General features: G+C 63.0%; 17 protein-coding genes and 1 pseudogene. 14 read left to right on the top strand and 4 right to left on the bottom strand.

What is annotated here, in order from left to right; genetic code table 11:
- Positions 1–286 precede the first annotated feature (286 nt).
- The 3 genes from thiI to ACLEJW_RS10800 all read left to right on the top strand — a co-directional run bounded on the left by thiI (position 287) and on the right by ACLEJW_RS10800 (position 5,295).
- Positions 287–1,741, top strand: a complete 1,455-nt coding sequence (thiI, locus tag ACLEJW_RS10810; RefSeq protein WP_145191437.1) for a tRNA uracil 4-sulfurtransferase ThiI — start codon at positions 287–289, stop codon at positions 1,739–1,741.
- A 128-nt stretch (positions 1,742–1,869) separates the two neighbouring features.
- The gene (typA, locus tag ACLEJW_RS10805; RefSeq protein ID WP_145191440.1) at positions 1,870–3,690 is read left to right on the top strand and encodes a translational GTPase TypA; all 1,821 of its coding nucleotides are present in this window, start codon (positions 1,870–1,872) and stop codon (positions 3,688–3,690) included.
- Positions 3,691–3,870: 180 nt separating this feature from the next.
- Entirely contained in the window at positions 3,871–5,295 is a 1,425-nt protein-coding gene (locus tag ACLEJW_RS10800; protein WP_313457985.1) for a PhoPQ-activated pathogenicity-related family protein, read from the top strand.
- Positions 5,296–6,424: 1,129 nt separating this feature from the next.
- Here ACLEJW_RS10800 and ACLEJW_RS10795 read toward each other — a convergent pair.
- Entirely contained in the window at positions 6,425–6,829 is a 405-nt protein-coding gene (locus tag ACLEJW_RS10795; RefSeq protein WP_049870388.1) for a YkgJ family cysteine cluster protein, read from the bottom strand.
- Positions 6,830–7,011: 182 nt separating this feature from the next.
- On the opposite strand from ACLEJW_RS10795, the gene ACLEJW_RS10790 reads away from it, so the two are divergent.
- From ACLEJW_RS10790 to ACLEJW_RS10780, 3 genes are all read left to right on the top strand, one after another.
- Positions 7,012–9,462, top strand: a complete 2,451-nt coding sequence (locus ACLEJW_RS10790; RefSeq protein ID WP_145189578.1) for a glycogen/starch/alpha-glucan phosphorylase — start codon at positions 7,012–7,014, stop codon at positions 9,460–9,462.
- Positions 9,463–9,661: 199 nt separating this feature from the next.
- Positions 9,662–10,672: a class 1 fructose-bisphosphatase gene (locus ACLEJW_RS10785; RefSeq protein ID WP_145189581.1), complete on the top strand. Its 1,011-nt coding sequence runs from the start codon at positions 9,662–9,664 to the stop codon at positions 10,670–10,672.
- Positions 10,673–10,675: 3 nt separating this feature from the next.
- Positions 10,676–11,272: a DUF924 family protein gene (locus ACLEJW_RS10780; protein ID WP_145189585.1), complete on the top strand. Its 597-nt coding sequence runs from the start codon at positions 10,676–10,678 to the stop codon at positions 11,270–11,272.
- A 33-nt stretch (positions 11,273–11,305) separates the two neighbouring features.
- Here the strand turns inward: ACLEJW_RS10780 and ACLEJW_RS10775 are convergent, their stop codons facing one another.
- Both ACLEJW_RS10775 and ACLEJW_RS10770 read right to left on the bottom strand, forming a co-directional pair.
- The gene (locus ACLEJW_RS10775) at positions 11,306–12,094 is read right to left on the bottom strand and encodes a methyl-accepting chemotaxis protein (protein WP_409525053.1); all 789 of its coding nucleotides are present in this window, start codon (positions 12,092–12,094) and stop codon (positions 11,306–11,308) included.
- Positions 12,095–12,160: 66 nt separating this feature from the next.
- Positions 12,161–13,198: pseudogene (locus tag ACLEJW_RS10770) on the bottom strand (HAMP domain-containing protein); the annotation flags it as partial.
- A gap of 223 nt (positions 13,199–13,421) precedes the next feature.
- Between ACLEJW_RS10770 and bamE the strand changes: the two are divergent.
- A complete protein-coding gene (gene bamE / locus ACLEJW_RS10765; RefSeq protein ID WP_440777526.1) occupies positions 13,422–13,676 on the top strand; it encodes an outer membrane protein assembly factor BamE domain-containing protein in 255 nt (84 codons plus the stop codon).
- Entirely contained in the window at positions 13,673–14,245 is a 573-nt protein-coding gene (locus ACLEJW_RS10760) for a lipocalin family protein (RefSeq protein WP_313302195.1), read from the top strand. Before bamE ends, ACLEJW_RS10760 begins: the two co-directional genes overlap by 4 nt.
- Positions 14,246–14,276: 31 nt before the next feature.
- Here ACLEJW_RS10760 and ACLEJW_RS10755 read toward each other — a convergent pair whose 3' ends face one another.
- Positions 14,277–15,641: a formimidoylglutamate deiminase gene (locus tag ACLEJW_RS10755; protein WP_440777525.1), complete on the bottom strand. Its 1,365-nt coding sequence runs from the start codon at positions 15,639–15,641 to the stop codon at positions 14,277–14,279.
- A 187-nt stretch (positions 15,642–15,828) separates the two neighbouring features.
- Here ACLEJW_RS10755 and hutC point away from each other — a divergent pair, with 187 nt between their 5' ends.
- The 6 genes from hutC (at position 15,829) to hutI (ending at position 23,132) form a co-directional block, all read left to right on the top strand.
- Entirely contained in the window at positions 15,829–16,497 is a 669-nt protein-coding gene (hutC, locus tag ACLEJW_RS10750; RefSeq protein ID WP_440777579.1) for a histidine utilization repressor, read from the top strand.
- Positions 16,494–17,066, top strand: coding sequence for a HutD/Ves family protein (locus ACLEJW_RS10745; RefSeq protein ID WP_440777524.1), 573 nt, complete (start codon positions 16,494–16,496; stop codon positions 17,064–17,066). The genes hutC and ACLEJW_RS10745 overlap by 4 nt, the downstream gene beginning before the upstream one ends.
- Positions 17,067–17,183: 117 nt before the next feature.
- A complete protein-coding gene (gene hutU, locus ACLEJW_RS10740) occupies positions 17,184–18,857 on the top strand; it encodes a urocanate hydratase (RefSeq protein WP_440777523.1) in 1,674 nt (557 codons plus the stop codon).
- A gap of 66 nt (positions 18,858–18,923) precedes the next feature.
- Positions 18,924–20,456 (top strand): histidine ammonia-lyase, encoded by a 1,533-nt coding sequence (gene hutH / locus ACLEJW_RS10735; protein WP_313302206.1) that lies wholly within the window; start codon positions 18,924–18,926, stop codon positions 20,454–20,456.
- Positions 20,457–20,520: 64 nt separating this feature from the next.
- Positions 20,521–21,930 carry an amino acid permease gene (locus ACLEJW_RS10730; protein WP_313302209.1) on the top strand — a complete coding sequence of 470 codons (1,410 nt, stop codon included), beginning with the start codon at positions 20,521–20,523 and terminating at the stop codon, positions 21,928–21,930.
- Positions 21,927–23,132 carry an imidazolonepropionase gene (gene hutI / locus ACLEJW_RS10725; protein WP_313302212.1) on the top strand — a complete coding sequence of 402 codons (1,206 nt, stop codon included), beginning with the start codon at positions 21,927–21,929 and terminating at the stop codon, positions 23,130–23,132. The genes ACLEJW_RS10730 and hutI overlap by 4 nt, the downstream gene beginning before the upstream one ends.
- Positions 23,133–23,142: the final 10 nt, after the last annotated feature.

Here is a 23,142-nt window from a genome sequence, read left to right as displayed (position 1 = left end):
AGAGATTTGCACCCTTTCAAGGCAGAATTTGTCGGTCATGCACCAATTGAGTGCGGGCGTATCGATGTGTGCATTTTTTCAGGGCCATTTCGGCACACAGGCAAGGTCGAGAAATTGCCGGCGTGTTGGCTGGCATACCGCTCGCCTGGGCCTGAGCCCATCGGCGAAAAAGTCCCTGCGTACATTTATCTGCAAGGTTCTGATCAAATGTTGGTCAAATCCTGAGCAATTTCCGCTATAATTCGCGCCCCTCATTTTCGGCAGGCCCTGCGCGCGCTGTTAACCAATGAAACTCATCGTCAAAGTCTTTCCAGAAATCACCATCAAGAGCCGGCCGGTGCGCAAGCGCTTCATTCGCCAGTTGGCCAAGAACATCCGCAACGTGCTCAAGGACCTCGATCCGGAGCTCGCGGTCGATGGTGTCTGGGACAATCTCGAGGTGGTCACCCGCGTCGAGGACGAGAAGCGCCAGCGCGAGATGATCGAGCGCCTGACCTGCACCCCGGGCATCACCCATTTCCTGCAGGTCGAAGAATACCCACTGGGCGACTTCGACGACATCGTCGCCAAGTGCAAGCAGCATTTTGGCCCGCAGCTGGCAGGCAAGCGCTTTGCCGTGCGCTGCAAGCGTGGCGGTCACCATGACTTCACCTCGATGGACGTCGACCGCTACGTCGGCAGTCAGCTGCGCCAGCAATGCGGCGCCGCCGGCATCGACCTGAAGGCACCCGAAGTGCTGGTGCGCATCGAAATCCGCAACCAGCGCCTGTACGTGATCCACAACCAGCACAATGGTATCGGCGGCTACCCGCTGGGCGCCCTGGAGCAGACCCTGGTGTTGATGTCCGGTGGCTTCGATTCCACCGTCGCCGCCTACCAGATGATGCGCCGCGGGCTGATGACCCATTTCTGCTTCTTCAACCTCGGCGGGCGCGCCCACGAGCTTGGGGTGATGGAAGTCGCCCACTTCCTGTGGAAAAAATACGGCAGCAGCCAGCGTGTGCTGTTCATCAGCGTGCCGTTCGAGGAGGTCGTCGGCGAGATCCTCAACAAGGTCGACAACAGCTACATGGGCGTGACCCTCAAGCGCATGATGCTGCGCGCTGCCGCGCGCATGGCCGAGCGTCTCGATATCGACGCGCTGGTGACCGGTGAGGCGATCTCCCAGGTGTCCAGCCAGACCCTGCCGAACCTGTCGATCATCGATTCGGCCACCGACAAACTGGTGCTGCGCCCACTTTTGGCCAGTCACAAGCAGGACATCATCGACCAGGCCTACGCGATCGGCACTGCTGAATTCGCCAAGCACATGCCCGAATACTGCGGCGTGATCTCGGTGAACCCGACCACCCATGCCAAGCGTCACCGCATGGAGCACGAAGAGAAACAGTTCGAGATGCAAGTGCTCGAACGGGCCATCGAGCGGGCCAAGTTCATCTCCATCGACCATGTGATCGACGAGCTGGGCAAGGATATCCAGGTTGAAGAAGTCGCCGAGGCCCTGCCAGGGCAGATCGTCATCGACATTCGTCACCCCGATGCCCAGGAAGACCAACCGCTGGTGCTCGACGGCATCGAAGTCCAGGCCATGCCGTTCTATGCCATCAACAGCAAGTTCAAGCAGCTCGACGGCAACCGCCAGTACCTGCTGTATTGCGATAAAGGTGTGATGAGCCGTTTGCACGCACACCATCTGCTCAGTGAGGGACATGCCAATGTGCGTGTTTATCGTCCGACATAAGACGCCGGGGCTGTATGGCGGCAGTATCCGCCATCGCCCTCCCGACCGCCGGGCCCGCTGAGCCTTAAACAGTACATATTGGCCGCCTACACTGGGCGGCAACCGAATCCTCTGATCGAGATACACTTGTGATCGAAAATCTGCGTAACATCGCCATCATCGCCCACGTTGACCATGGTAAAACCACCCTGGTCGACAAACTCCTGCGTCAGTCCGGCACTCTGGAGCGTAACGAGCTCAACGACGAGCGCGTCATGGACTCCAACGACCAGGAAAAAGAGCGCGGTATCACCATTCTGGCGAAAAACACCGCCATCAACTGGAATGGCTACCACATCAACATCGTCGACACCCCCGGCCACGCCGACTTCGGTGGCGAAGTCGAGCGCGTGATGTCGATGGTCGACTCGGTACTGCTGCTGGTCGACGCCCAGGACGGCCCGATGCCGCAAACCCGCTTCGTGACCAAGAAAGCCTTCGAAGCCGGTCTCAAGCCAATCGTCGTGATCAACAAGGTCGACCGCCCAGGCGCGCGTCCTGACTGGGTCCTGGACCAGATCTTCGATCTGTTCGACAACCTCGGTGCCACCGACGAACAGCTGGACTTCAAAGTCGTCTACGCCTCGGCCCTGAACGGCATCGCCGGTCTGGACCACACCGACATGGCCGAAGACATGACCCCGCTGTACCAGTCGATCGTCGACAACGTACCAGCGCCTTCGGTTGACCGTGATGGTCCGTTCCAGATGCAGATCTCTGCCCTGGACTACAACAGCTTCCTCGGCGTGATCGGTGTTGGCCGCATTGCCCGTGGTCGCGTCAAGCCGAACACCCCGGTGGTCGCCATCGACACCGACGGCAAGAAGCGCAACGGCCGTATCCTCAAGCTGATGGGCCACCACGGTCTGCACCGTGTGGATGTCGAAGAAGCTCAGGCTGGCGACATCGTCTGCATCAGCGGTTTCGACGAGCTGTTCATTTCCGACACCCTGTGCGCCCCGGACGCGGTCGAAGCGATGAAGCCGCTGACCGTTGACGAGCCTACCGTTTCGATGACCTTCCAGGTCAACGACTCGCCGTTCTGCGGCAAGGAAGGCAAGTTCGTCACCAGCCGTAACATCAAGGACCGTCTGGACAAAGAACTGCTGTACAACGTTGCCCTGCGTGTTCAGGAAACCGATTCCCCTGACAAGTTCAAGGTATCGGGCCGTGGTGAGCTGCACCTGTCGGTACTGATCGAAACCATGCGCCGTGAAGGCTTCGAGATGGCGGTTGGCCGTCCTGAAGTGATCATCCGCGAAGTCGACGGCGTCAAGCAGGAGCCGTTCGAGAACGTCACCATCGACATCCCTGAAGAATCCCAGGGCAAGGTCATGGAAGAAATGGGCCTGCGTAAAGGCGACCTGACCAACATGGTGCCGGATGGCAAGGGCCGTGTCCGTCTGGAATACAACATTCCAGCCCGTGGTCTGATCGGTTTCCGTAACCAGTTCCTGACCCTGACCAACGGTGCAGGCATCCTGACCTCGATCTTCGATCGCTACGACACCATGAAGTCGGGCCAGATGTCCGGCCGTCTGAACGGCGTTCTGGTTTCGGTCGAGACTGGCAAGGCGCTGACCTACTCGCTGGAAACCCTGCAGGCTCGCGGCAAGCTGTTCGTCGAACACGGCCAGGAGATCTACAACGGTCAGATCATCGGCCTGAACAGCCGTGACAACGACCTGGGCGTGAACCCGACCAAAGGCAAGAAGCTCGACAACATGCGTGCTTCGGGCAAAGACGAAGTCATCGCCCTGGTGCCGCCGGTTCGCCACACCCTCGAGCAGGCCCTGGAATTCATCCAGGACGACGAGCTGTGCGAAGTCACGCCGAAGTCGATCCGTCTGCGCAAGAAGATCCTGGACGAAGGCGAGCGCACCCGCGCTGCCAAGAAAGCCAAGAACTGAGTTAGCTCAGGCTGAATGAAAACGCCCCCGGTCGAAAGGCCGGGGGCGTTTTTGTAGGTGAGCTCTACGTGGCTCAAGTCTCAAGATGATGTAGGGCGCCTCTCTCAGCGGCTTTCGGGCCTTGTGAGCGGACGCAAGGCCACCTAGCGTGGAACGCTTTCTGCAAAAGGAAGCAAAGCCATGAACTATCGGTTAGCGCTCGCCGTCCCCTGCCTGATGGCGAGCTTCCAGGCCAATGCCTTGCAAGACTGCAATGGGCTTCCTGCACAGCAAATCGTCCAGTGCCATGTCGGCAATGCTCGCCAGGCACCTTTGCAGTCCGTGTTGCTTGAACAGGTCGCCGAGCCTGGCTATACGCTGCGCCGGCTACAGATGGTATCGCAGGTCTGGGAGCCGCTGCCGGTGACAGAGCCGCGTCGATGGCAGCATGATGTCGAGCTGCACATTCCGCGCGACCCAGCGCCCGGCAAAGCCTTGCTGGTGGTGAACAATGGTGTGCGACACGGGCCGGCGCAAAACCCGGATTTCAGCCGCGAGGCGTTGCGCGAAGTGGCGCTCAAGTCGCAGATGGTCGTGGTCATGATCAGCGATGTACCCAATCAATACGTGACTTTCAGCGATGCCGACCAGCCCTTGCGCGAGGATGACGCCGTGGCCCATACCTGGGCGCATGCGCTTCGTGGGGCGGCGCCGGAGCTGCCGCTGCACGTGCCGATGGCAGCAGCGGCCAGTCGGGCAATGGACCTGGCCGAGCAGGAGCTGCAAAAGCAAGGGCTGATGGTGGACCGCTTCGTCATCACCGGTGCCTCCAAGCGCGGCTGGAGCGCCTGGCTGACGGCGCTGGCCGATGAGCGGGTGATGGCCATCGTGCCCAGCGTGATCGATGTAGCAGACACCTCGCAGATGCTGCTTGGCTTGCGCAAGCGCTATGGCGGTCACTACCCCGCTGCATTGTGGCCGTATCAGCGAGCCGGTGTCATGCAGCAGCTCGGTACGCCGCAGTTCGACCGACTGATGGCGATGATGGACCCCATGCAGTATTTGAACGAGAAGGGGCATCGTCTGGCGATCCCCAAATACATGGTGTCGGCCAGCGGTGACGATTTCTTCGCACCTGACCCGGCCACCGATTACCAGCAACGCCTGCCAGGCCCGACCAGCTTGAGGGTATTGCCGAACTCCGACCATGGCGGCGTGCGGCATGCAGTGGTCAGCACCCTGGTGCCAGCGCTGACACGGTTGCGCGACGGCAAGGCGCTGCCGAGCGTGCAGGTGTCAGCAAGCGCAGCGCCTGGGCAGATGGCCGTCGAATTCTCCGAACAGCCTGTGGCAATGAAGGTGTGGACGGCGAAGAACGAGAATGACCGCGATTTTCGCTATAACTGTGGGGTGCGCTATCAGTCCGAGACGCTGGTGCCCCAGCAGCAATTCACTTTGCAGCGCACGGCGCCGGCCATGGGGTGGCAGGCACAGTTCGTCGAAGCGAGGTTCGCTGATGGCTTCATCGCCACCACCCCGGTCAGCGTGTTACCACAGACCTATCCACAGCATCCGCCGACCGATCACGGTGGGGTATGCCGCAGCTTCCCGGCGGACGGTGCGTGAGCAGTTGGTTGAGTGCGGCATGCCCAGTCCGGCGTCGTTCAGCAGGGCTTGGGCCAATGCGCAACCCAGCAGTTCCGAGGCTTGATCGCGGGCGTCCTGGCAGGGGATGCCTGCGCAGACCCTTACCCGTTCGCTGAACCTTTCAGCGACTTGGAAAGCGAGACGCGCGTCGACAGGGTTTGTAGGGTATTTCGCAGGGCGTGAGATCGCTAGACCGGGTTTGTAGGAAAGGTCTGGCGGTCGAGTGGGAATGGTGCTGGGATGCGCCTGTCTTTAGGTTGCAGGTGGGCCACCATGGGTCCGCCTCGACATTCTCAGCGCCTGTGAGATCGAGCGCCGCCCGCGCGGCGCATCGCGAGCTGCGCTCGCTCCTACGTTTGTTTCGGGCCAATCATTCCTGTGGGATTTGCGTGTTTCGGGCCAATCATTCCTGTGGGATTTGCGCGCGTACGCCTTGGCGCATGGCAGGATATCGTGTCGTACAAACAAGGCGGTCGCGCGCGTCTGTCACAGGCGTTACTGGCCCGAAACAAACGTAGGAGCGAGCGCAGCTCGCGATGCGCCGCGCGGGCGGCGCTCGATATCCGCCACACCCTCACAGCCAAGGCATGCGCCCGACGGCCCTCATTCAAGGCGGCCGCGCGCGTCTGTCACAGGCGTTACTGGCCCAAAACAAACGTAGGAGCGAGCGCAGCTCGCGATGCGCCGCGCGGGCGGCGCTCGATATCCGCCACACCCTCACAGCCAAGGCATGCGCCCGACGGCCCTCATCCAAGGCGGTCGCGCGCGTCTGTCACAGGCGTTACTGGCCCGAAACAAACGTAGGAGCGAGCGCAGCTCGCGATGCGCCGCGCGGGCGGCGCTCGATATCCGCCACACCCTCACAACCAAGGCATGCACCCGGCGGCCCTCATTCAAGGCGGCCGCGCGCGTCTGTCACAGGCGTTACTGGCCCGAAACAAACGTAGGAGCGAGCGCAGCTCGCGATGCGCCGCGCGGGCGGCGCTCGATATCCGCCACACCCTCACAACCAAGGCATGCGCCCGGCGGCCCTCATTCAATCGCAAGGCGAATGCGCGGCCCTCACTCAATCAAAAGGTGAATGCGTGGCCCTCACTCACAAGGTGAATCACCGCCCAACCACCTTCGGCTTGTAAGCACAATACCCCGGCCGCGGCCCGACCTTGGGGTGATTACGACAGGTATCCGGCCGCTTGTCATAGATGGTGCACAGTCGGCTCTTGCGATCCAGATACATGCAGTCATCGTTGCTCATCCGGGTCAGGGTGAAAATTCCCGACTTCTGGTTGAAGCGCTCGATGATGCCTTCTTTCTGCAGGCGCTTGGCGACGTTTTTCGGCGGTTCATCTTTCTCGAATTCGTCCACCACGCCGATGCGGATCAGATCCTTGATCTTCACCTCTACCGGCAGGGTGCAACAGGTCGAATGGCAGCCATGGCACATGTGGCTGGCATAACGCTGCCAAGTCTCCAGGCGGTCGACTTCGGCGGCGGCGATCAGGGTCGTTTTCATCGGTATGGGGGTGAATCACGGTGTAGGGCGCGCGATGATACCGGAGTTGCTCAAATTGTGAACAACCTTTTGGCGATTGAAGCACGCTTGATGAAAAGACGAACACTGGCTGCCATGGCGGGTCGAAGCGTCTAGTCTTTATTGTCTCTTTCCGCTTTCGTCAACTTGCCCGAGGATGCCCCATGTCTCAGGAACCCAAAGCTCGTGACGCCGAAGTCGCGGATTTTCGCGCTGCTGTGCTCGATAAGCTGACCTATGCCGTCGGCAAAGACCCTGAGCACGCCTTCGATCACGATTGGTTCGAAGCCATCGCCCTGGCGGCGCGCGATCACATGGTCGTGCATTGGATGGACCATACCCGCCAGGCCTATCGGCGCAGCCAGAAGCGTGTGTACTACCTCTCCCTGGAATTTCTGATCGGTCGGCTGCTCTACGACAGCCTGAGCAACCTCGGCCTGCTGGACATCGCCCGCGAAGCGCTCGAGGGCCTGGATGTCGATCTCGAGCGTATCCGCCTGCTCGAGCCTGACGCTGCGCTGGGCAATGGCGGCCTGGGACGCCTGGCAGCCTGCTTCATGGAGAGCATGTCGACGTTGGGCATCGCTGCCCATGGCTACGGCATTCGCTACGAGCACGGCCTGTTTCGCCAGGCGGTGGTCGATGGTTGGCAACAGGAGCAGACCGAGAACTGGCTGGACTTCGGCAACCCCTGGGAGTTCGAGCGCGCCGAGGTGATCTACCCGATCAGCTTCGGCGGCAGTGTCGAGACCGTGCAAGATGCCCACGGCCAACAGCGTCAGGTGTGGACGCCGGGTGAGACGGTGCGAGCGGTGGCGTATGACACGCCAGTGGTCGGTTGGCGCGGCGCCAGTGTCAACACCCTGCGCCTGTGGCGCGCACGGGCGTTGGAGGAGCTGCACCTGGAGCGTTTCAATGCCGGTGACCACCTGGGGGCGGTAGCGGAGGTGGCGCGGGCCGAGAGCATTTCACGGGTCCTGTACCCGGCCGACAGCACCGAAGCCGGCCAGGAGCTGCGTCTGCGCCAGGAATACTTCTTCGTCTCGGCCTCGCTGCAGGATCTGCTGCGCAGGCACCTGAACATGCACGATAGCCTGCTGAATCTGCCGGATGCAGCGGCCATCCAGCTCAACGATACGCACCCATCGATTGCCGTTGCCGAGCTGATGCGGCTGCTGGTCGACCAGCATGAAATCCCCTGGGATACCGCCTGGGAGGTGACCGTCGGCACACTGGCCTATACCAATCACACGCTGCTGCCCGAGGCGCTGGAAACCTGGCCGGTGGCGCTGATGGAGCGCATGCTGCCGCGGCACATGCAGATCATCTACCTGATCAACGCCTACCATATCGACAGCCTGCGCGCCAAAGGCTTGCACGACTTCGACGTGCTGCGCGCGGTGTCGCTGATCGAGGAAGACAACGGCCGCCGTGTGCGCATGGGTAACCTTGCGTTTCTGGGCTCGCACAGCGTCAACGGCGTGTCGGCGTTGCACAGTCAGCTGATGAAAAGCACGGTGTTCGCCGAGCTGCACAAGCTCTATCCGCAACGGATCAACAACAAGACCAACGGCATCACCTTCCGCCGCTGGCTGTACCAGTCCAACCCGCAGTTGACGCAGATGCTGGTCGATGCGTTGGGGCCGCAGCTCAAGGACGACCCCGAGGGCCGCCTGGCCGATCTGCTGCCGTTCGCCGACAAACCGAGCTTTCGCAAGCAGTTCGCCGCCCAGCGCCTGCACAGCAAGCGCGCCCTGGCCAGCATCATCCAGGATCGCATCGGCGTCACGGTCAATCCCGAGGCGATGTTCGACGTCCAGGTCAAGCGTATCCACGAGTACAAGCGCCAGTTGCTCAACCTGTTGCACACCGTGGCGCTGTACCAGGCCATGCGCAACGACCCTGGCACCAACTGGGTGCCGCGGGTGAAGATCTTCGCCGGTAAAGCCGCGGCCAGTTATCACCAGGCCAAGCTGATCATCAAGCTGGCTAACGACATCGCCCGGGTGGTCAACAATGACCCGACCGTGCGCGGTCAGCTCAAGGTGGTGTTCCTGCCCAACTACAACGTCAGCCTGGCCGAAAGCATCATCCCGGCAGCCGACCTGTCGGAGCAGATCTCCACGGCGGGTTACGAGGCCTCCGGTACCAGCAACATGAAGTTCGCGCTCAATGGCGCGTTGACCATCGGCACGCTCGATGGTGCCAACGTGGAAATGTGCGAGCAGGTCGGGGCGGACAACATGTTCATTTTCGGCCTCACCGCGCAACAGGTCGAAGCGCGGCGCCGCGCTGGCGATTTCGGGGCCAGTGCGGCAATCGCTGGGTCCAGCCGGCTGGGCGAAGTGCTCGAGGCGATTCGCAGCGGGGTGTTTTCGCCAGACGATCCGTCGCGCTATGCGGGGCTGATCGACGGGCTGGTGGCCTATGACCGCTTCCTGGTCTGCGCCGATTTCGACGCCTATTGGGATGCCCAGCGCCGGGTCGACGAACTCTGGCACGATCCGCAGGCATGGTGGCGCATGGCGGTGCTCAATACCGCGCGCATGGGCTGGTTCTCCTCTGACCGAACCATCCGCGAATACGCGACCGAGATCTGGAAAGCTCTGGATTGATCAGGCACGCGAACTTTTGTGGCAGCACCCTTGCGTCGCGAAAGGGCTGCGTGGTTGGCCGAGGGCGTGCGGGGCAATCGACCACTGAGCGGGCGCTTGCTGAACTCACGCCCGCAAGTCGAGTCTCTTTGCTCGCTAGCCTGCAACTCTCACTGTAAACTGCGGGGGTTTTTCTCCCCCTTTCCTTTCGGAGCCATACATGTCCCGCGTTACCCTGAGTCGCTATCTGATTGAGCAGACCCGCAGCAACAATACCCCTGCCGATCTGCGCTTCCTGATCGAAGTGGTGGCGCGTGCGTGCAAGGAGATCAGCCATCACGTGTCCAAGGGCGCCCTCGGCGGCGTGCTCGGCAGCATGGGCACCGAGAACGTGCAAGGCGAAGTCCAGAAGAAACTGGACGTGATTTCCAACGACATCCTGCTCGAAGCCAACGAGTGGGGCGGTCACCTGGCCGGCATGGCGTCCGAAGAAATGGACAACGCCTACCAGATTCCGGGCCGCTATCCCAAGGGTGCCTACCTGCTGGTCTTCGACCCTCTGGACGGTTCGTCGAACATCGACGTCAACGTCTCGGTCGGTACCATCTTCTCGGTACTGCGTTGCCCTAACGAATACCTGAGCCAGAACGAAACCCTCAACGAGAATGCCTTCCTGCAGCCAGGTACCGAGCAGGTCGCCGCCGGCTATGCCATCTATGGCCCGCAGACCATGCTGATCCTGACCCTGGGCAATGGCGTCAAGGGCTTCACCCTGGACCGTGAGCTGGGCAGCTTCGTGCTGACCCACGAAAACATCCAGGTGCCGGAAACCACCGCTGAATTCGCCATCAACATGTCCAACCAGCGCCACTGGGAAGCCCCGGTTCAGCGTTATGTCGGCGAGCTGCTGGCAGGCGAAACCGGCCCGTTGAAAAAGAACTACAACATGCGCTGGATCGCCTCGATGGTGGCCGACGTGCACCGTATCCTGACCCGCGGCGGTCTGTTCATGTACCCGCGCGATGCCCGCGAGCCGAGCAAGCCGGGCAAGCTGCGCCTGATGTACGAAGCCAATCCGATGTCGTTCATCATCGAACAGGCTGGCGGCGCTTCCACCAATGGTTACGAGCGGATCCTCGACATCAAGCCAGAGAGCCTGCACCAACGCGTGTCGGTGATTCTCGGCTCGAAGCAAGAGGTCGAGCGCGTTACCGCCTACCACAAGGAGTAAGTCATGCTCGCACCTTGGCAGCCGTTGCTGGAATGGTGGTTCGGCTGGGGCACCAGTGCCCAGGCCGTGGCTGACGAGAAGAGCACGCTGTGGTTCGGCAAGCATCATGATGCCGAGGCCCAGGCGCTGTTTGGCGAGCTGGTCGAGCACGCCCTGGCCGGCGGGCTGGAAGACTGGCAGCAGAGCCCGCAAGGCTGGCTCGGCTTGCTGATTCTGCTCGACCAACTGCCCCGCATGCTCTATCGCGACACGCCGCGCGCCTTCGAGGGTGATCGGCGTGCCCAGGTAGTGGCCATGCAAGGGCTGCAGAAGCACTGGGATTACCAGTTGCTGCCGATCCAGCGGGTGTTCGTGCTGCTGGTGCTGGAGCATGCCGAGGTGCTGGACTGGCAGAACCTGTGCGTCGAGCGCTACCAGATGCTGCTCGCCGAACAGCCTGAAGACAGCCGCCGCTTGTTCGAAGGCTTTCTCGATTACGCCGAGCAGCATCAGCGGGTGATTGCCCGCTTCGGCCGTTTCCCGCACCGCAACCTGGTGCTGGGGCGGCCGAGCACCAGCGAAGAGATGGACTTCTTGCTCGAGCCTGGGTCGAGGTTCTAGGCCGTTGGGGCTGCCAAGCAGCCCCAGCTGTCATCAGATCCTGAAACTGCCGACCAGATGCTTCAACCGCTCGACCTGGTGTTCCAGGTCGGTGCAGGCGCGCAAGGTGCTCTGCAGGTTCTGTACCCCTTCCTGATTCAGCGAATTGATCTCGGTGATGTCGACATTGATCGATTCGACCACGGCTGTCTGCTCTTCCGTGGCGGTGGCCACTGACTGGTTCATGCCGTCTATTTCTCCAATGCGCTGGGTCACGCTGCCCAGCCGCTCGCCAGCCTGGTTGGCGATGCCCACGCTCTGGTCGCTGTGCTGACGGCTCTGGTTCATGGTGCTGACCGCCATTTGCGCGCCGGCCTGCAGTTCCTCGATCAAACGCTGCACTTGCTGCGCCGACTCCTGGGTGCGGTGGGCGAGGTTGCGCACCTCATCGGCGACCACGGCAAACCCACGCCCGGCTTCGCCTGCGCGGGCTGCCTCGATCGCCGCGTTGAGCGCCAACAGGTTGGTTTGCTGGGAAATACCGCTGATCACATCGAGAATCTGGCCGATGTTGGCCGTGTGGGTGTTGAGCGTCTCGATGTTGCCGCACGCGTCGCTGATGCGCGCCGAGAGCTGGTTCATCACCTCGATGGTGTGCCCGACCACGTCCTGACCGTCTTTGGCCAAGCCGCGTGCCTCGCTGGAGTGCTGCGAGGCCAGCGCGGCGTTCTGGGCGATTTCCTGGGCGGCTGCACCGAGCTGGTTGATCGCCGCAGCGACACTGCTGGTGCGGCTCGACTGCTGGTCGGCATTATGGATCGAGGCATTTGAGGCGCCGATCACCTGTGCCGCCACGGCATTGACCTGGCCAGTGGCCGAGGCGACTTCGCGGATCGACTCGTGGATGCGTTCGACGAAGCGGTTGAACGACTGTGCAAGGCTGCCAAATTCATCCTGGGCATGAATGGCCAGGCGCCGGGTCAGGTCGCCTTCGCCCTGGGCGATGTCGTGCATGGCGCGGCCCATGACGTGCAGGGGCTCCATCAGCACACGGATCAGCAAGCCCAACAGCGCGATGATGACCACGATGGCGATCAGGGTGGCAACCAGCGCCGAGGTGCGCAGATCGCTGAGCATGGCGAACGCGGCATCCTGATCGAGCACCAGGGCGACGTACCAGTCCGCCGACGGCACGCCGTCGACGTGGGTGAAATTGATGAACTGCCTGTGGCCGTCGACCACGATTTCCTTGAGCCCTGCACCAATGGCCGGCGTGTCCTGCGGATAGAGATCGGCCAAGGTTTTCGAGGCGAGATCGGCCTGGGGATGGATCAGTACCTTGCCCTGGCCGTTGACGATGAACGCATGGCCCTGGCCGTCGAAGTCCAGGGCATTGATCAGCCTGCTGATGGTCTGCAGGTCAGTGTCGGCGCCGCTTACGCCGATCAGGCGACCTGCTTGCTGCACCGGCGTTGCCAGGGTAATCACCAGCTTGCCGGCCGAAGCCGAAATGTACGGCTCGGTGACGATGGTCTGGCCGGCAGCGCTGGCGGCCTTGTACCAGCCGCGTGCGCGTGGGTCGTAGTCGGCTGCGCGATTGCCTGCAGGCACCGATTGCATGCTGCCGTCCTGGCCGCCGAAGTAGCTGAGCTGGAAATTCTGGCTGTATACCGGCAGGGCCAGGCTACGTGCCAGGCTGTCCTTGGACGGGCCGTCGACAGCCACCTGTTGGGCGAGCGAGTCGAGCAGCTGGATGCGACTGTCGAGCCAGTTATGGATATTGCCAGCGGTCAGGCTGCCCAGGTCTTGCAGGTTGGTTTGCGTATCGCTGCGCAGGGACTGGCGTTGCCGGTAGTCGTTGAACAGCACGAAACAGGCAAAGGCAACCGCCACCACGAGGGCGGCGGCCAGCAGGATCTTGTGGCTGAACTTCAGGTTCTTGGTCATTTTTTTCTGGTCTGCACAAGGCAAGGCATAGGAGGAACTGCGGTCATGCGCCACAGCGTGCCCGCTGTGTCGTCGCAGCGCGGCAAAACATGAATGATTTCGTTCATGCCAGCCGACCAATGGCGCACCTGGAAACGCGACCGCCAGGGAACCAGGGAGGGTTTTTCCCGTCGAAGGCCACTGCAGGCTCTCGCCTGTCTCTATTTTCCAGGAGAGTTCCTCGATGTCGTTGCGTTCCCTCGCCCTGTTGTCGCTGTGCGTCGTGCTCAGTGCGTGCAGCAAGATCAACCAGGAAAACTATTCCAAGCTCAAGGCCGGCATGACCAAGCCCGAGGTCGAGCAATTGCTTGGCAAGCCTACCGAATGCTCCGGCGCGCTGGGCATGAGCAGTTGCACCTGGGGCGACGAGGCCAGCTTCATCAGCGTGCAATACGCAGCCGACAAGGTATTGATGTATTCCGGGCAGGGCCTCAAATGAAGCGTCTACATGTGCTGCTGGGGGTGTGCCTGGTGCTGCTGCTCGGCGGCTGTGCCACTTCGGCCAACGATCCGCTGGCGCCAAAGACCGCAGGCGACGTCGACCTCAAGCGCTATCAAGGCAAGTGGTACGAACTGGCGCGTCTGCCGATGCAGTACCAGGCCGATTGCGCCCAGTCCGAAGCGCATTACAACCTCAAGCCTGATGGCTCCTACGGCGTGCTCAACCGCTGCCGCACGCTGGGCGATGAATGGCTGCGCGCCGAAGGCCACGCCAATATCCAGGAGCCTGGACACACCGACCGGTTGTGGGTCGAGTTCGATAACTGGTTCACCCGCCTGGTACCTGGCCTGACCCGCGGCGAGTACTGGATTCTCTACGTCGATAGCCAGTACCACACCGCGATTGTCGGCAGCCCGGATCGCAAGTACCTGTGGATTCTGTCGCGTACCCCGACCCTGGCACCCTGGCAGCGCGAGAGCTTGATGTCCAAGGCCCGCCAGCAGGGTTACGACACCAGTCGTCTGATCTGGCGAACGCCAGACCGGCAGATCGTCAAGATGCACTGAGCCAGTGGGCCGCTGCGAACGGCCCGGTGAGTCAGCCCAGCAGTTGCCTGAGCACCTGGGCAAAAGCCTGCGCGCTATCGACCTCCTGAGCGTGGTGTCCTTGGCGTATCACCCAGGTGCCGTTGACCATCACATCCCGGACCTGACGATCACCGCCGGCGAACAACCAGCGGTTTAGAATCGCATCGTCCTCGGCGGTGGCGAGATAAGGGTCCTGCCCATCGAGCACCAACCAGTCCGCACGCTGGCCGACCGCCAAAGCGCCGATCGGCTGCCCCAGCGCCTGCGCGCCACCGGCCAGCGCCGCGTCGAAGAGGGTGCGGCCGATGCTCGGCTGGTCAGGGCGGTACAGGCGATTGCGGCGTTGATCGCGCAGGCGCTGACCGTACTCCAGCCAGCGCAACTCCTCGACCACGCTCACCGACACATGGCTGTCCGAGCCTATGCCCATACGCCCACCCTGTTCGAGAAACGCCGCGGCCGGGAAGATGCCGTCACCCAGGTTGGCTTCGGTGCTCGGGCACAGGCCTGCCACCGCGCCGCTGCGCGCCATCGCGCTGACTTCATGGGCATCGGCATGGGTGGCATGCACCAGGCACCAGCGCCGGTCCACGTCGACATGCTCATAGAGCCACTGCAAGGGCCGCAGCCCACTCCAGGCCAGGCAGTCATCCACTTCCTTCTGCTGCTCGGCAATATGGATATGCACCGGGCACTGCTGATCGCTGGCGGCCAGCACCTCGTGGATCTGTTCGGGCGTCACCGCCCGTAGCGAATGGAAGCACAGGCCCAGGCGCTGCGCTGGTTGCGCCCTCAGGATCGGCCCCAGCTCGGCGTGCAGGTGCAGGTATTGCTCAGTGGACTGGATAAAACGCCGTTGCCCGGATGTGGCTGCCTGACCGCCGAAGCCTGCGTGGCTGTACAGCACCGGTAACAAGGTCAAGCCGATGCCGCTGCTGGCCGCCGCAAGGCTGATGCACCGCGACAGCTCGGTACGCTCGGCGTAAGCGCTACCTGCCGGGTCATGGTGCACATAATGGAATTCGGCCACCGAGGTATAGCCAGCCTTGAGCATCTCGATATAGAGCTGAGTGGCGATCACCTGCAGCTGCGCTGGGGTGACCTTGCCGACCAAGCGGTACATCAACTCGCGCCAGGTCCAGAAGCTGTCGTTGGGATTGCCGGCGACCTCGGCCAGCCCGGCCATGGCGCGCTGAAAGGCATGGGAGTGCAGGTTGGGCATGCCTGGCAGCAGCGGCCCGGCAAGGCGCTGCGCCGATTCGGCGGTGCCGCCGACGTCGATGCGGCTGAGCAGGCCGTCGCTGCCAACCTCCAGACGCACATTGGTCGCCCAGCCGCTGGGCAGCAGGGCACGTTCTGCAAAATACGCGGGCATCTGCGAGGGTCCTGTTGTAGTTGTACTTGTATATACATATACAGGCGTTTGCCTGCCGGGTAAACTGCGGCAAGCTAGCCACCATTCCATTGCTCAAGGACTCAACGCCGTGCCGACACCTCCTGTCTCCGCGCTGGCCACCCGTATAGGTGAAGGCCCGGCGCCGCTGTACGCCCGGGTCAAGCAGATGATTGTCCAGCAGATCGAAAATGGCAGCTGGCCCGCGCACCATCGGGTGCCGTCGGAAAGTGAGCTGGTCAGCCAGCTGGGCTTCAGCCGCATGACCATCAACCGCGCGCTGCGCGAGCTGACCGCCGACGGCCTGCTGGTGCGCATGCAGGGGGTAGGCACCTTCGTCGCCGAGCCCAAGACCCGCTCGGCCTTGTTCGAGGTCAACAACATCGCCGATGAAATCGCCGGCCGCGGCCATGCCCATAGCTGTCAGGTGATCACGCTGGTCGAAGAGGCCGCTGGGTCCGAGCGGGCCCTGGCACTGGACATGCGTGAGGGCCAACGGGTTTTTCATTCGCTGATCGTGCATTTCGAGAACGGCGTGCCGGTACAGATCGAGGACCGTTACGTCAACGCGGCCATCGCACCGGACTACCTCAAGCAGGACTTCACCCGTCAGACGCCTTATGCCTACCTTTCCCAGGTCGCGCCGCTGACCGAAGGCGAGCACGTGGTCGAGGCGATTCTGGCCGACCCGGAGGAGTGTCGTCTGCTGCAGATCGAGCGCGGCGAGCCGTGCCTGTTGATTCGGCGGCGCACCTGGTCGGGTCGCCAGCCGGTCACCGCCGCGCGCCTGATTCATCCGGGCTCGCGTCATCGCCTCGAAGGGCGCTTCAGCAAATGACGCGTCTGCAGGTGCTGCGGGCCCGGGATTATCCACGCATGCCATGGAAGAACGGCGGCGGTTTCACCGAAGAGATCACCCGCGACGATGGCCAAGGCCTGGAGGGTTTCGGCTGGCGCCTGTCGATTGCCGACATCGCCGAGTCGGGCGGTTTCTCGGTGTTTACCGGTTATCAGCGGATCATCAGCGTGTTGCAAGGCGATGGCATGCGCTTGCTGGTCGACGGCCAGCTCAGCCGACCGCTGCTGGCGTACGACGCGTTCGCGTTTGCCGGTGAGAGCCAGGTCAATTGTCACCTGCTGGGCGGGCCGATCCGCGATTTCAACCTGATCTATGCGCCGCAGCGCTACCGCGCGCGCTTGCAGTGGTTCGATGGCACCCATCACCTGTACAGCTCGGCAGATACGCTACTGCTGTTCGCGGCCAGTGCCTGCGTCGAGGTGGCGCTGCCTGGTCAGGCGGTTCACCCGCTTGGCTTGTACGACTGCCTGCGTCTGGACGACAACGACCACCTTCAGTTCCTCAAGGCAAACGGCCGCTTCTGCTTGGTAGAACTCACGTTGCGGTAAGCGGCGGGCCGTAAGCGGCAAGCTTGCGGCTTGTCCGTGCTTGTACATACAAGTAAAGATGTGTTTGTATAGCTGCGACGACACATCTGCCTGCGGACACCCGCCAAGGACCTTCCCGTGACTGACAACAATAAATACCGTGACGTTGAAATCCGTGCGCCACGTGGCAATACGCTGACCGCCAAAAGCTGGCTGACCGAAGCGCCCCTGCGCATGTTGATGAACAACCTCGACCCACAGGTCGCCGAGAACCCCAAAGAGCTGGTGGTGTATGGCGGCATTGGCCGCGCCGCGCGCAACTGGGCCTGCTATGACAAGCTTGTCGAAACCCTGACCCGCCTGGAAGACGACGAAACCCTGCTGGTGCAATCGGGCAAGCCGGTAGGGGTGTTCAAGACCCACCGCAATGCGCCACGTGTGCTGATCGCCAACTCCAACCTGGTACCGCACTGGGCCAGCTGGGAACATTTCAACGAACTCGACGCCAGGGGGCTGGCCATGTACGGCCAGATGACCGCCGGCAGCTGGATCTACATCGGCAGCCAAGGCATCGTCCAAGGCACCTATGAAACCTTCGTCGAAGCTGGGCGCCAGCACTACGGCGGCAGCCTCAAGGGCAAGTGGGTGCTGACCGCAGGGCTCGGCGGCATGGGCGGCGCGCAGCCGCTGGCGGCGACCCTGGCCGGCGCTTGCTCGCTGAACATCGAATGCCAGCAAAGCCGCATCGACTTCCGCCTCGAAACCCGCTACGTCGACGAGCAGGCCGCTGACCTGGACGACGCCCTCGCACGCATCGCCCGCTACACCGCCGCAGGTCAGGCGATCTCCATCGCCCTGCATGGCAACGCTGCCCAGATCCTGCCGGAGCTGGTCAAGCGCGGCGTGCGTCCGGACATGGTCACCGACCAGACCAGCGCCCACGATCCGCTCAATGGCTACCTGCCGGCCGGCTGGACCTGGGAGCAGTACCGTGAGCGCGCGCAGAGCGACCCGGCCGCGACCGTCAAGGCCGCCAAGCAGTCGATGGCCGTGCACGTGCAGGCCATGCTCGATTTCCAGAAGCAGGGCGTCCCAATCTTCGATTACGGTAACAACATCCGCCAGATGGCCAAGGAACAAGGCGTGGCCAACGCCTTCGATTTCCCGGGTTTCGTGCCGGCGTACATTCGCCCGCTGTTCTGCCGTGGCATCGGCCCGTTCCGCTGGGCGGCGCTGTCGGGTGATGCCGAGGACATCTACAAGACCGACGCCAAGGTCAAGCAACTGATTCCCGATGACGCCCATCTGCACCGCTGGCTCGACATGGCGCGCGAGCGCATCAGCTTCCAGGGCTTGCCGGCGCGCATCTGCTGGGTGGGCCTGGGGCTGCGCGCCAAGCTCGGCCTGGCATTCAACGAAATGGTGCGCAGCGGCGAGCTGTCGGCGCCGGTGGTAATCGGCCGCGATCACCTCGATTCAGGGTCGGTGTCGAGCCCCAATCGGGAGACCGAAGCCATGCGCGATGGCTCCGATGCCGTGTCCGACTGGCCGTTGCTCAATGCCTTGCTCAACACCGCCGGCGGTGCCACCTGGGTGTCGTTGCATCATGGGGGTGGCGTCGGCATGGGCTTCTCGCAGCACTCGGGCATGGTCATCGTCTGTGACGGCACCGACGAAGCCGCCGAGCGTATCGCCCGGGTGTTGACCAACGACCCAGGGACCGGGGTGATGCGCCATGCCGATGCCGGCTACGACATTGCCATCGAATGCGCCAAGGAGCAGGGGCTGGACCTGCCGATGATCACCGGCTGAGCGCAGGCCGTTGTCCCATACTGAATAACAAGAGGGCCTGCGGGCCCCTGCCATTGGAGTAGCGAAGTGACCGAATTGACCCTCAAGCCAGGCACCTTGACCCTGGCTCAGCTACGCGCCATCCATGCTGCCCCGGTACGTTTGCAGCTCGACGCCAGCGCCGCAGCGGCGATCGATGCCAGTGTCGCCTGCGTCGAGCAGATCATTGCCCAGGACCGTACCGCCTACGGTATCAACACCGGCTTCGGGCTGCTGGCGTCGACCCGCATCGCCAGCCATGACCTGGAAAACCTGCAGCGCTCGCTGGTGCTGTCGCATGCCGCGGGCATCGGCGCGCCGCTGGACGACGACCTGGTGCGGCTGATCATGGTGCTGAAGATCAACAGCCTCAGCCGGGGTTTCTCCGGTATCCGGCGCAAGGTCATCGACGCGCTGATCGCCCTGGTCAACGCCGAGGTCTATCCGCACATCCCGCTCAAGGGCTCGGTGGGCGCGTCCGGTGACCTTGCGCCGTTGGCGCACATGTCGCTGGTGTTGCTCGGCGAGGGCAAGGCGCGTCATCGCGGGCAGTGGCTGTCGGCCGGCGAAGCGCTGGCGCTGGCGGGCCTCGAGCCGCTGACCCTGGCCGCCAAGGAAGGCCTGGCGCTGCTCAATGGCACCCAGGCGTCCAGCGCTTACGCCTTGCGTGGTCTGTTCCAGGCTGAAGACCTGTACGCCGCTGCCATCGCGTGCGGCGGCCTGAGTGTCGAAGCCGCGCTGGGCTCGCGGGCGCCGTTCGATGCGCGCATCCATGCGGTGCGCGGTCAGCGCGGGCAGATCGACACCGCGGCGTGTTTCCGTGACCTGTTGGGCAAGGCCAGTGAAGTGTCGCTGTCGCACAAGAACTGCGACAAGGTCCAGGACCCGTACTCGCTGCGCTGCCAGCCCCAGGTGATGGGCGCCTGCCTGACGCAGATCCGCCAGGCCGCCGAAGTGCTGGGCATCGAAGCCAACGCGGTGTCCGACAACCCCCTGGTGTTCGCCGCCGAAGGCGATGTGATGTCCGGGGGCAACTTCCACGCCGAGCCTGTGGCCATGGCCGCTGACAACCTGGCCCTGGCGCTTGCCGAAATCGGCGCGCTCAGCGAGCGCCGCATTTCGCTGATGATGGACAAGCACATGTCACAGCTGCCGCCGTTTCTGGTGGAAAACGGAGGGGTCAACTCCGGCTTCATGATCGCCCAGGTCACTGCAGCGGCCCTGGCCAGCGAGAACAAGGCCTTGTCGCATCCGCACAGCGTCGACAGCCTGCCGACCTCAGCCAACCAGGAAGACCACGTGTCGATGGCCCCTGCTGCGGGCAAGCGCCTGTGGGAAATGGCCGAGAACACCCGAGGCGTGCTGGCCATCGAATGGTTGGGCGCGTGTCAGGGGCTGGACCTGCGTAAAGGTCTGAAGACTTCGGCGAAGCTGGAACAGGCGCGTCAAGCCCTGCGCCGCGAAGTGCCGCATTACGACCGCGACCGCTTCTTCGCCCCCGACATCGAGGCCGCTGTCGCACTGCTGGCCAAGGGTAGCCTCACCGGGCTGCTGCCGGCTGGGGTTCTGCCTAGCCTGTAACGTTTCGGGGCCGGTTCGCGGCCCCCTCGATCTCACGACCACAAGAACAATTCAAGGACGTGATATGCAGCAAGCTCAAGCTTTGAAGCGTGGCCTGACGGCCCGCCACATCCGTTTCATGGCCCTTGGCTCTGCCATCGGCACCGGCTTGTTCTACGGCTCAGCCTCGGCGATCCAGATGGCCGGCCCGGCTGTATTGCTGGCCTACCTGGTTGGCGGCGCCGCCGTGTTCATGGTCATGCGCGCGCTCGGTGAAATGGCCGTGCACAACCCGGTAGCAGGCTCTTTCGGCCACTATGCCAGCACCTACCTCGGGCCCATGGCCGGGTTCATCCTGGGTTGGACCTACGCCTTCGAAATGGTCATCGTCGCGATTGCCGATGTCACGGCCTTCGGGATCTACATGGGCTTCTGGTTTCCGGAAGTGGCCCGCTGGATCTGGGTGCTGGGCATCGTCTTCGTCATTGGCGCGCTGAACCTGTGCAACGTCAGGGTTTTTGGCGAGATGGAGTTCTGGTTGTCGCTGCTCAAGGTCGGCGCCATTGTCGCGATGATCCTCGCCGGGGTGGGGATCATGGTCTTCGGCTTCAGCCAGGTCAGTGATGGCCACGTCGTGGGCTTGGCCAACCTGGTCGAGCATGGTGGCTTCATGCCCAATGGCATCAGCGGCCTGATCGCGTCTTTTGCCGTGGTGATGTTCGCCTTCGGCGGCATCGAGATCATCGGCGTGACCGCCGGCGAGGCGAAGGATCCGCAGCGCGTGATTCCCAAGGCGATCAATGCCGTGCCGCTGCGCATCCTGCTGTTCTACGTGCTGACCCTGTTGGTGCTGATGTGCCTGTACCCGTGGCCACAGATCGGCAGCGAAGGCAGCCCGTTCGTGCAGATTTTCAGCCACCTGGGTATCGGCTCGGCCGCTGCCGTGCTCAATATCGTGGTGATTTCCGCTGCGGTGTCGGCCATCAACAGCGATATCTTCGGCGCCGGTCGCATGATGTATGGTCTGGCCCAGCAAGGCCATGCGCCGCGCAGTTTCGGGCAGTTGTCCAGGCACGGCGTGCCGTGGATGACCGTGGTGGTGATGGGCGCGGCATTGCTGCTCGGGGTGCTGCTCAACTACCTGATCCCGGAAAACGTCTTCCTGCTGATTGCCTCGATCGCCACCTTCGCCACCGTGTGGGTATGGTTGATGATCCTGCTCACGCAAGTGGCCATGCGCCGCAGCATGAGCCGTAGCGACGCCGCCCAGTTGCGCTTTCCCGTGCCCTTCTGGCCGTACGGGCCGGCCCTGGCGATCGTCTTCATGCTGTTCATTTTCGCCGTGCTTGGCTACTTCCCCGACACCCAGGCGGCCTTGCTGGTCGGCGTGATCTGGGTCGTCTTCCTGGTGGTTTCGTATCTGCTGTGGTGCAAGCCACGCCCAGGCAAGCACGCCCCATTGGGCTGCACCGCAGGTCAAGGAGATTGCACATGAGAACCCTCTGGCAGCACTGTCACGCGGCCACCATGGCTGGGGGGCGTTACGCCATTATCGAGGATGCGGCGATCATCACCGCTGCCGGGCGCATCGAGTGGCTCGGCCCACGCGCCGAGCTGCCGTCATCGGCAGTCGCGCACAGTGTCGATCTGGCTGGCGCCTGGGTAACCCCTGGGCTGATCGACTGCCACACCCATGCCGTGTTCGGCGGCAACCGTAGCGGCGAATTCGAGCAGCGTCTGCAAGGGGTCAGCTATGCGCAGATCGCTGCCCAGGGGGGCGGCATCGCCAGCACCGTGCAAGCCACCCGTGCTGCCAGCGAAGACCAGCTGTTCAGCAGCGCCCGCCAGCGGCTCGAAGCGCTGATGCGCGATGGCGTGACAACCGTCGAGATCAAGTCCGGCTACGGCTTGGACCTGGCCAACGAGCGCAAGATGCTGCGGGTCGCCCGGCGCCTGGGCGATGAGCTGGCGCTGACCGTGCGCGCCACCTGCCTGGCTGCCCATGCCTTGCCACCGGAGTACGCAGGGCGCGCCGATGCGTTCATCGAGCACATCTGCCAGCAGCTGTTGCCGGCGCTCGCCGACGAAGGCCTGGTCGATGCAGTGGACGCGTTCTGTGAACACCTGGCGTTCTCGCCGGCGCAGGTGGAGAAGGTGTTCATCAAGGCGCACGAGCTGGGGCTGCCGGTGAAGCTGCATGCCGAGCAGCTGTCATCCCTCCATGGGTCGAGCCTGGCTGCGCGCTACCAGGCACTGTCGGCCGATCACCTGGAATTCATGACCGAGCAGGACGCCGTTGCCATGGCCCAGGCGGGCACGGTCGCGGTGTTGCTGCCCGGTGCGTTCTATTGCCTGCGCGAGACCCAGTTGCCGCCGATCGATGCACTGCGCCGTCACGGCGTGAAGATGGCCCTGGCCAGCGACCTCAACCCCGGCACTTCGCCTGGGCTGTCGCTGCGCCTGATGTTGAACATGGGGTGCACGTTGTTTCGCATGACCCCTGAAGAAGCCTTGGCCGGCGTCACCGTGCACGCCGCCACGGCGTTGGGCCTGGGCGATAGTCACGGGTCGCTCGAGGTCGGCAAGGTCGCGGACTTCGTCGCCTGGCAAATCGAACGTCCGGCCGAGTTGGCCTACTGGCTTGGCGGCGAGCTGCCCAAGCGCGTGGTGCGCATGGGCCATGAACTGAATCTGTGAGCGAGACACG

Source organism: Pseudomonas sp. SMSB3 (assembly GCF_052041965.1).
Classification (GTDB): Bacteria; Pseudomonadota; Gammaproteobacteria; order Pseudomonadales; family Pseudomonadaceae; genus Aquipseudomonas.
Note: the sequence above shows the minus strand (reverse complement) of the source record. Positions and strands in the feature narration are given on the sequence as shown.